Below are 2531 nucleotides of genomic sequence, written 5' to 3'. Positions count from 1 at the left end.
CCACAAACAGGCGGAACGCCTCGGGCGAGTCCGTGGCAAAGATGCGGCGCAACTCCGTCCCGGTGCGTCCTGTTAGGCGTTCCAACTCGCGGAGCTGGTCGCCGCCTGCGCGCAGGCTGGCGTCAATGGCGCGGAACACGCGCCCAACGGCAGAGCCGCCCAGCTCCGCGCGCACGCCCATGCTCTTGAGCGCTGCGCCAAGGGCAGCGGCTTCCGCGCTGCTCACTTCAAAGGCGGCCGTGGCCTGTCCCACCTCAGTACCAACGGCCGCAATTTCGCTTTCCGTGGCCGCAAACTGGTTCCCCAGCGCCACGATAACGGCGCCCAGCGTATCCACCTCGCTGGCGGCTTCGCCGGCAACGTTCAGCATACGGGCCAGTGTGGTCGCTGCCTGCTCCCCTGTCATATCCATGGCCAGGCCCAGCATGCCCACAGTCTCGGTAAACGCGAGGATGTCGTTCCGGCCCTGCACGCCCAACTGACCCGCCGCCTGAGCAATCGCCACCAGTTCACCTGTCGTAGCAGGGATTGAGGTGGTCAACTGCTGGATGTCTTCGCCAAGCCCGGCCAATGCATCGCCGCTCAAGCCCGTGGTCTTCTTGATGCCAATGAGCCCGTCGTCCAGCGTGGCAAACTGGTCCAGCACGTGGTGCAGGGCTACGCCCGCACCAAGGCCAACCAGCGCGCCCTGCAAGGACATGACGTTGCGCGTCAGCCCCTGCACACTGGCCGAGGTGCGTCGGAACGTTGCCGTCGCGGTGTCTCGCGCGGAGACAATGATGCGTGTATGCAGGTTGCTCATGTGGTCTCGTTCCTCTCACTCGCTCGTTGCAGTTCAAACCGCTCCAACGCCTGCACCAGCTCCAGCACCCTTGGCGTCACGTCCACGTCCACAATGTCGGCCACGGCAAAGAGGGCGGGGTAGTCCAGCCCCACCACGCCAAAGCCCGTGGCGCGCCACTGGGTGCAGGCCGCCCGCCACAGGCGGTAGGCCTCGGCGTTGTCTGCGTGCAGCTGCGGGCGGCCGTCTTGCCACTCGCAGCCGGCGCAGTGTGGCGGGCCTAGGTGGTGCTTTCGGCAGTCGGCGCAGTAGGCTGCTCGGTCTGGGTCGGACTCCCACTCCCAGACCGAAACAAGTTTTTTATGGCCTCTTCGGTGGCGCCATAGGTGAAGGCCACGGTGGCGTGATACACCGCCAGCGTGTCGCGGTTACTTTCGCTCAGCGTCTGGCACGTGGCTTCGCCGTAGGCGGCGTGCAGCACCGCGTCCACGTGGTCGTTCACGGCGTCTTCGTCGGTCCGGTCCAGGGCGCGTTCACGCCGGCTCATGGTCTTGGCGTCCGTGCGGCTCAGGGAGGCGATGGAAAAGGCCTCGCCGTTCGTCAGGGTAATATCCATTACAGCACCTCGTGGGCGTCATTGTTGGTCAGGGTCACCACAACGGCGGAGCCGCCCGCGTGGTCGTCCAGATAGGCCTGCCACGGCAGTTCCAGCCGGATGCCTTGGGGGCCGTCCACGCCCGGCGTCTGGCGGGAGAACTGCACCTCGTTAAACGCAAAGATCAGGCGCGAGTCCGCGCCGCCGTCAAAGGTGATTTCAAGGCTCGTTTCTTCGCTGGTCATGGCCTTGTCCAGCAGGGTCATATCCGTGAACAGACACGTCATGGAGCCGGAGACGGACAGCAGCCCCTCGGGGATGTCCCCGCGTACGCCGCCGCCACCGATCACGTAGCCGTCGCCGTCCAGATTGAAGTTGATGTCAAAGTCCATCGCCGTGCCGATGCCCAGCACCTGCCCGCCTTCCTTCACGCTGGCCTGAAAGTTGTTCAGGCGCTTCAGGGAGAGCGGGGTGGGGTCGGCCTGATAGGGCGACGGCGAAAACTCCTCGGTGGCGCCCATGATGTCCAGCCCGGCGGTCAGCTCGCCGTCACCGCCCACACTCATGGACAGGCTGCCCACCTTGCACCCCGCGCAGGTGGCGTAGCTCACGGGCGTGGTGGCAAAGCGGTTCTCCAGAATCATGCTCGGCTGGGAGTCGCCCACGGTGAAGGTGTGCGTGTACGGTCCCGTGCCCGTGGTTTCGGGCGCGCCAAAGGCGGCCGTCAGCCAGTACCAAAATGCGCAGGAGTCCACGGGCACCGTCACCTGGCCGGATACATCCAGATTCCCGTCAAAGGGCATCACGGGGTTGCGCGTGCCCGTGATGGTGTCGCTGTTGTTTTTGGCGCGGCTGCCCCGCACGCTGTACCCGTTAATGGGCACAACCACGGCGCCGGGGATGTCCGGCGGCGTGCGGAATGCTTTTTCAAAGTCGAGAGCGATGCGGCTTTTGTAGCCTCTGGCCTGCGGATTCATACGCGTACCTCCTACCAGTCGCGCGAGCCGTCGAGCACGGCGTCGGTTGCGGTTGTGATTTCCAGCCCCTTCATCACCAGCGGATAGGCATCCGGGAAAAGTTCTCCCTCCACCGTTTGCGGCCGGTAGGGCGTGCGGGAGAGGGCGTCCAGCACCAGCGCGGCCAACTCCTCCACTT

3 protein-coding genes and 1 pseudogene are annotated in these 2531 nt (G+C 65.3%); all 4 read right to left on the bottom strand.

What is annotated here, in order from left to right; genetic code table 11:
• A partial coding sequence (locus ACY69P_RS16095; protein WP_462328216.1) for a phage tail tape measure protein occupies positions 1 to 802 on the bottom strand: 802 nt, incomplete at its 3' end.
• A pseudogene (locus ACY69P_RS16090) lies at positions 799 to 1023 on the bottom strand (DUF1799 domain-containing protein); the annotation flags it as partial. The pseudogene ACY69P_RS16090 and the gene ACY69P_RS16095, both read right to left, overlap by 4 nt.
• Positions 1024 to 1061: 38 nt before the next feature.
• Positions 1062 to 1397 (bottom strand): hypothetical protein, encoded by a 336-nt coding sequence (locus ACY69P_RS16085; protein ID WP_462328215.1) that lies wholly within the window; start codon positions 1395 to 1397, stop codon positions 1062 to 1064.
• A complete protein-coding gene (locus ACY69P_RS16080) occupies positions 1397 to 2353 on the bottom strand; it encodes a phage tail tube protein (protein ID WP_462328214.1) in 957 nt (318 codons plus the stop codon). The genes ACY69P_RS16085 and ACY69P_RS16080 overlap by 1 nt, the downstream gene beginning before the upstream one ends.
• Positions 2354 to 2531 lie beyond the last annotated feature (178 nt).

The sequence above is a fragment of the Desulfobaculum sp. genome (assembly GCF_054921475.1).
The sequence above is the reverse complement of the archived record's forward strand: the minus strand, read 5'-3'. Positions and strand labels throughout refer to the sequence as shown.

What these genes read in the sequence shown, in the direction of transcription:
- ACY69P_RS16085 (WP_462328215.1), bottom strand. Translation starts at nt 1,397, where the DNA reads ATGGATATTACCCTGACGAACGGCGAGGCCTTTTCCATCGCCTCCCTG.
- ACY69P_RS16080 (WP_462328214.1), bottom strand. Translation starts at nt 2,353, where the DNA reads ATGAATCCGCAGGCCAGAGGCTACAAAAGCCGCATCGCTCTCGACTTT.